6 protein-coding genes are annotated in these 6384 nt (G+C 70.2%); 2 read left to right on the forward strand and 4 right to left on the reverse strand.

Going from position 1 to position 6384, the window contains the following annotated elements; genetic code table 11:
- The coding region (locus tag ACH4EB_RS38315) for a thiopeptide-type bacteriocin biosynthesis protein (RefSeq protein ID WP_398353150.1) at nucleotides 1-756 on the forward strand (756 nt) is incomplete at its 5' end.
- On the opposite strand, the gene ACH4EB_RS38320 is transcribed toward ACH4EB_RS38315, so the two are convergent.
- Together ACH4EB_RS38320 and ACH4EB_RS38325 are read right to left on the reverse strand one after the other, a co-directional pair.
- A complete protein-coding gene (locus tag ACH4EB_RS38320) occupies nucleotides 737-1084 on the reverse strand; it encodes a hypothetical protein (RefSeq protein ID WP_398353151.1) in 348 nt (115 codons plus the stop codon). The genes ACH4EB_RS38315 and ACH4EB_RS38320 overlap by 20 nt on opposite strands.
- A 674-nt stretch (nucleotides 1085-1758) precedes the next feature.
- Nucleotides 1759-1920 (reverse strand): hypothetical protein, encoded by a 162-nt coding sequence (locus tag ACH4EB_RS38325; protein WP_398353152.1) that lies wholly within the window; start codon nucleotides 1918-1920, stop codon nucleotides 1759-1761.
- A gap of 245 nt (nucleotides 1921-2165) precedes the next feature.
- Between ACH4EB_RS38325 and ACH4EB_RS38330 the strand changes: the two genes are divergently transcribed.
- A complete protein-coding gene (locus ACH4EB_RS38330) occupies nucleotides 2166-2402 on the forward strand; it encodes a hypothetical protein (RefSeq protein ID WP_398353153.1) in 237 nt (78 codons plus the stop codon).
- Nucleotides 2403-2465: 63 nt separating this feature from the next.
- Here ACH4EB_RS38330 and ACH4EB_RS38335 read toward each other — a convergent pair whose 3' ends face one another.
- On the reverse strand, nucleotides 2466-2816 hold the full coding sequence (locus ACH4EB_RS38335; protein WP_398353154.1) for a hypothetical protein: 351 nt from the start codon (nucleotides 2814-2816) through the stop codon (nucleotides 2466-2468).
- A gap of 223 nt (nucleotides 2817-3039) precedes the next feature.
- Nucleotides 3040-6369, reverse strand: a complete 3330-nt coding sequence (locus tag ACH4EB_RS38340) for a hypothetical protein (protein ID WP_398353155.1) — start codon at nucleotides 6367-6369, stop codon at nucleotides 3040-3042.
- Nucleotides 6370-6384: the final 15 nt, after the last annotated feature.

The raw sequence follows: 6384 nt of genomic DNA on the forward strand, positions 1-6384 counted from the left end.
GATGCCCATGAACACCGGATGCGCCAGGACCGCCCGATCGACCATGCCCCTCACGACCAGAGCATGCCCACCCGCTATCACGCACCAACTCGTTACGTAGCGCCCCTGGCCAGGGCAGGAGAGCTGGGACGGCGCCTGCCCGTATCGGACCTGGTGGCTCCTGGGGGCAGGCTCGGCCACTATGAGCCAGAGTACTCGCGGTACGGGGGCTGTGAGGCCATGGACGATGCGGAGGCGTCGTTCCGCGACAGCAGCGAGCTTGCGGTCGGACTGCTCGCGCACCGCCCGGGCCAGGCCGCGCGATGCGGGCTCGGACTTTTCGCGGCGGCAGGTCTCTTCCGGCTGATGACGAACACCCCGGCCGACACGGCGGACGTGCTCAACGGTCTATGGGCCATGTGGCGCCGCTGGACCAGCGGAGAAGACGGGGGAAAGGGCCCGGTTGCCGGTGCTGCCACAGCCGGTCGCTCCCCGCAGGGTCTCGTCGCCGCCCTGACCCGCGAAGTGGGCGCGGAAGTCGCGGCTCTGCGCCGCAACGGAACAGCCGAGCGACTGATTCAGGGTGAACTCCCACCGCCACTGAAGGGCTGGACCCGAAGTCTCACGGACACCCTGCGGCAACGGCCCACCGGCGACGATGGCGCGGTGTTGGCGTCCCATCTGCACATGCTCGGCAACCGGATCGGACTGTCCACCCGGGACGAGATGCGCAACCTCGCCATGCTCACGCTCCTGTTCACCGACGGAACGGGGTGACACCCGCCTGTCCCGAGAGCCGGACACGCCTCCACAGCCCTCGCAGACCCGCCACGGACGCGGCCCACAGCACGACGGCCGAGCCGTAACCGGGAAGCGCGAGCCACACGGCCTGCCAGGCATGGGACACATCGGCGATCGCGGCGGTTCCCACCGCGACGGCGCACATCGCCGCCGCCAGTGCGTGGAACCGCCGCACGCGCAGCATCCACCCCATCGGGAAGAAATGCACGCCCACGACAAAGGAAATCCACGCGGGAACCCATTCGGGATGGCCAAGGGCCTTGTTGCATACCACGGCGCCCACGAGAATGGCCGCGGATTCCACCCCCAATAGCGTCGGCACACCCCAAGTGATCCTCTTGGGATATCCACCGTCCGGTACGGAGGACCGTTCCCTCTTTTCCGCCCTGCCGTCGCCGTCCGTAGACAGCCCGGCAGGGCGGAACGTGGGCCGGGACCGCTTGAAGACCAGGGCGGCCGTCGCTACGAGCCCGATGAACAGGGCAACTCCGACGCTTTGTGCCAGGCCTCGCAGAACCGTGGGAGATGAACTCGCTGCGGCCTCGAACCATACAGTGCCGAAAACGGCGCTAATCAAGATCCCCGTGGTTTCACTCACCAAGGCGTGGCGCCGGTCCCTCAAAGTGCTCTCCCGGTCGTGAGGATATCGATACCGACGATACAGCCCTGCCCCGGGAGCCGCTTCCGTCTGTCCTTGCAGCATCAGACTTATCGTATCCGCCCTTCGGACACGGACCCCGGACATCTGTCGGCCCATGCAGCCGGTGGTCCTCCTCGGTTCCGAAGGCGAAACCGGCGTCGTCGCGCGCAATCCCGGCACCTTCCTGCGGCTGCCGGCTGGCGGCTTCGGCCCCTTGGAGACCGCCGCCTCTTACAAGCTGACTGAGCCCCAGCCCGATCACGCGGGTCCAGGGCCGGTACGGGCTGGCGCTGACCGTGCCTGCACGCGGCGCTGCGGCCGCGGTCGCGGGCCCACTGTCAGCTCACGATCCCCTCCTCGGGTGAGGCGAACATCGTCGTGACCCGCAGCGCCGGCCCGGCTGAGACGCTGCAGGTGTTCTTCACCCACCCTGCGTGCGCGCCGTCCACGGTGACCACGCTCGCCACCGGCAGTCTGCGCAACCCCGCAGGCGATGACATGCGGATGACCGCGCTGCCCGCCCCGGCCGGTGGTCACCGGGCTGCCGATTCTCGTCGCCGAATGGCCTGCCCTGTCTTCGTCGCCCACAACGAACACACGGAACCCGCCGGCGTCCTGGCCCCTACCTGCAAGAGCACGGCTTCGAACCGGCCAGCGACACCACCACGCTCCTCCCCCGGCAGCCGAGGGATGGGCCGCGGTCCTCGCGGAGCGCCCCGCCGGAGCAGAGGTGAAGGAGCTCGGCGTGCTCAGCATCGCCGACGCCCAGAGCGTCGACTTCTTCCTCGGTGCCATCCACACGCCGCCCACCTGGCACCGCACCGCGCTGGACAGTGGAGTGGTTGCCCTGCATCTCGGCCCGGCCCGCCTCGGTCCCAAGAACCCCGACACCGACGCCCAGTACCGCCTGATGCAGCACGCGGCCCGCGACGGACGCCTGCTGACCGCCACCGTGCCCCTCCTCGACTACGCCGCACTCTGACTGCCCCGACCTCCAGCCCACCGACATCCCCCGCCCTTCGGCGCGCCACGGAGCTGTGGGCCGTCAGTGGCCAGGACGGGTGCGTGCGCGGCCCAGCGGGGCCTGGCTCAGCGGTGCGTCCTCGATCCAGAACCGGTGCGCGGACAAGATGGTGTGCAGGGCCCGGTGCATGGCGGGCTGCTGGATGCCGCTCAGCTCGGCGGGCAGGTGGCGGGCGGCCGCCGGATCCTGCTGCCACTTGACCCGCAGCGCGCGGCGGTTGTACGGCACCGGTGCCAGGCCCACCCCGGTCACCTCCCCGTCCACGGCCGCTTCGACGTTGTACGGCGCAAGGCCGGCCAGCAGCACCACCTCCATCACCGCCCGCGCCAGCTCCTCCTGCTCGGCGGACAGTCCTTCCTCGCCCTCCAGCACCGCCAGAACCGCGAACCAGCACCGCCAGAACCGCGAAGTCGCGTGCCTGCTGCCGGTAGCCCCCGCCCCGCGGATCCATGCTGCCTCCCACTTCCCGCACCGACGCATGCCCGGCCCCGCCGCCTGGACGCCTTGATCTGCAAGGTACGGACACAAGAACAGCCACACTCTGGTGGCTCGCGCGCGTTCGACCCGAAAGTGTTTCGTAACGGAGTGCTCTGGTTCAGGACGCACGCTGTGGGCAGAGTTCCTTGACCGTCGGGCCCGCAAGGAGCCGGGGCCAGTGGTTGGCCCTGCTGAGGCCGCAGATGCGGGTGGCGACATCGTCGATGTCCGTGCTCCACAGGCGTGCAGTGCCGTTCTGGCCGCGGGTGGCCAGGGTACGGCCGTCGGGGGAGAACATCACCTTCAGCACCGCGTCGGTGTGGCCGGTGAGTACGGCGGTCGTCTGGCGGGAGCGCAGGTCCCACAGGCGGGCGGTGTGGTCCGTGCCGGCGGTGGCCAGGGTGCGGCCGTCAGGGCTGAAGGCCAGCGCCGACAGGGCGTTGGTGTGGCCGGTGAGGGTGGCCAGTCGCCGGTGTGAGGCAGTGGCCCACAGGCGGGTGGTGCTGTCGGTGCCGGCGGTGGCCAGGGTGCGGCCGTCGGGGCTGAAGGCCAGTGCGGCGATGGCGTAGCTGTGGCTTTTCAGGGTGGCGGACATGCGGTGGGAGTCCACTGCCCACAGGCGGGTGGTGCCGCCGATTCCGGCTGTGGCTACCGTACGGCCGTCAGGGCTGACGGCGACCGCGGTGGTCGTGCCGGGGGCTCCGGTCAACGTGGCGGTGGTACGGCTGGTGGCGAGGTCCCACCGGCGTATGGTCCCGTCGGCTCCGCAGGTGATCAGTGTCCGGTTGTCGCCGCTGAAGGCCATCGAGCGGATGACGCCGGGAGGCCCGCGCAGGGTGGTGGTCTGCCGTCCGGCGAGCATGTTCCACAGGCGTACGGTGCCGTCCTTGTCGGCGGTGGCCAGGATGCGGCCATCGGCCGTCGTGGCCCCTTCCAAGGGGCTGGAATGGATGCGGGGCATGGCCGGTCCCGGTGCTTTGGGAGTCCACCTCGCCACGCCACGGAGGTAATCGAAGGCGGCCTGGGCGCCGCTGCCGTCCGCGAAGGCGGTGGAGGTGGCAATGCCCGAACGGCCGGTCAGGACGGTGATCTTCCGATGAGAGGCGGTGTTCCACAGATGCACGGTGTGGTCTTGGCCGGCGGTGGCCAGAACCCGTCCGTCGGGGGAGAACGCGACCCCGTGGACAGCGCCGTTTCCGGTGAAGGCGGCCAGTGGCCGGTGCGTGCGCAGGTCCCAGAGGCGAGCGGAGCGGTCGCTGCTCGCGGTGGCCAGCACGCGTCCGTCCGGCGAGAACGCCACATCCTGCACCATCTGTGTGTGGCCGGTGAGGGCAGCAGACTGCCGGTGGGAACGGGTGTCCCAGAGTGTGACGCCACGGTCGCTGCTCGCGGTGGCCAGCGTACGGCCGTCGGGGGAGAACGCCACCCGCATCACCGCCTCGTTCCGGCCGGCGAGGGTGGCGGTCATCCGGTGCGAGGCCACGTCCCACAGGCGGGTGGTGCGCTCACCGCCCGCGGTGGCCAGCGTACGGCCGTCGGGGGAGAACGCCACCCGCATCACCGCCTCGTCCTGGCCGGCGAGGGTGGCGGTCATCCGGTGCGAGGTGACGTTCCACAGGCGGGTGGTGCGGTCGCTGCTGGCGCTGGCCAGCGTACGGCCGTCGGGGGAGAACGCCACCCCCTCGACCATGTTGGTGTGGCCGGTGAGGGTGGCGGTGGTCCGGTAGGTACGGGTGTCCCAGAGTTTGATGCTTCGATCGTTGCCGGCGGTCGCCAGGACGCGCCCGTCGGGGGAGAACGCCAGGTCGTTGACCGAGTCGGTATGGCCGGTGAGCGTCGCGATGAGACGGTGGGAACGGGTGTCCCAAATTTTGACGCTGTGATCGTAGCTGGCGGTGGCCAGCGTGCGGCCGTCGGGGGAGAACGCCACACCGTCCACTACGTCGGTGTGGCCGGTGAGCTGGTTCGCGTAGTACCCGGCGTAGGAACTGAGCAGGCTGCTGCGGGCCTCGACGGTAGGCGCCTGCCGGTACCCCTGCAGGGCAAGAAGCATGGCGGCCTCTGGATGCTGGCCGGTCATCGCCTCGGCGCGGGCGGCCAGCTCGCGGGAGACCGCGAGACGGCGCTGGGCGTCGGCGTCAAAGGCCTTCTGCACGGCGAAGGTTGTCGCGGCAAGCGCCAGGACCAGCAGGGTGCTGAGCGCCGCGATGAGCTGGCGGGTACGACGGGTCTGGCGCTGTGCGGCGCCGAGGCTGGCCTGAAGGAAGGCGTCCTCCAACGGCGTGAGGTGGGCGCGGTGCCGCGGCGAGGCGAAGAGGTCTTTGGCAGCGGAAAGCCGCGTGCCGCGGTAGAGAGCGCCGGGATCACGCTGTAGCTGGTCCCAGGCTTGGGCCGCTTCGGTCAGTTTGCGGTGAGCGACCAAGCGCTCGCGGTCTTCTTCGATCCACCTGCTGAGCCGGGGCCAGGATGTGATCAAGGCCTCGTGGGCGATGTCGGCGTTCTCGTCGTCGACGGTGATCAGGCGGGAGCGGGCCAAGGCTTCCAGGGCGGCAGCGCGATCCGCCGGATGCCCGGTCCGTGTCTCGCTGTGGGCCAGGGGACGCCGGGTGTCCTGTGCGCCCTCTCCCGGGGTGATCATTCGCAGCAGGATGCGGCGGGCTGCTGCGGCCTGTGGGGGCGTGAGGCGGGTGTAGAGGTCCTCGGCGGTGCGGGCGATGGCGCCGTGGATGCCGCCGGCGGCCTGGTAACCCTCCAGCGTCAGGGCGCGACCGCGGCGCCTGCGCCAGGTCTCCAGCAGCGTGTGCGACAAGAGCGGCAAAGCCCCCGGCTCCTCGCTCGTCTCCTTGAGGAGCCGGGCCGTCAATGCACGCTCCACTATCAGTCCTGCGGTGGCCGCGGGTTTGACGATCACCTCCCGCAGTTCGTCCGCCGTCATCGAGCCGACCGGCAGACTCGCCGTTGCGAGGGTTTCCACCAGGCCCTCGTACTCGAGGCAGCGAGCGTAGAAGTCGGCCCGGACTCCCACCACTACCCGCAGGCGGCTGAGGGCGTTCCGGGCCGACAACAGCAGGTCGATGAATTCCCGTCGCGCCCCCGGGTCACTACAGAGCGTGAAGATCTCCTCGAACTGGTCTACCACCAGCCAGGTGTCTCCCGCTCCAGCGGCCGGGGTGAACAGCTTGCGGTGTTCGTGCACCGGCCGGGGGCCGGGCGTGAGGATACGGATCGCCGCCGGACGCAGCGCCGGCTCCTGAGCGCTCTGCAACCGGGGGATGAGCCCGGCGCGCAAGAGGGAAGACTTTCCGCTGCCCGAGGGGCCGAGCACCATGACGCACCGACACGTTCGGACCAGGGACATGAGGCTGTCGGTCAGGCGGGTCCGGCCGAAGAACCGGGCATGGTCGCCGGGTTCGAAACGGGCCAGGCCACGGTAGGGAGGGTCCGTCAGCTCCTCGTCCGGGTC

Source organism: Streptomyces sp. NPDC018045, from assembly GCF_044327445.1.
Lineage (GTDB): Bacteria > Actinomycetota > Actinomycetes > Streptomycetales > Streptomycetaceae > Streptomyces.

Excerpts from the sequence above, each read along its gene's own strand:
- ACH4EB_RS38325 (WP_398353152.1), bottom strand. The coding sequence starts at position 1,920 with ATGTCATCGCCTGCGGGGTTGCGCAGACTGCCGGTGGCGAGCGTGGTC.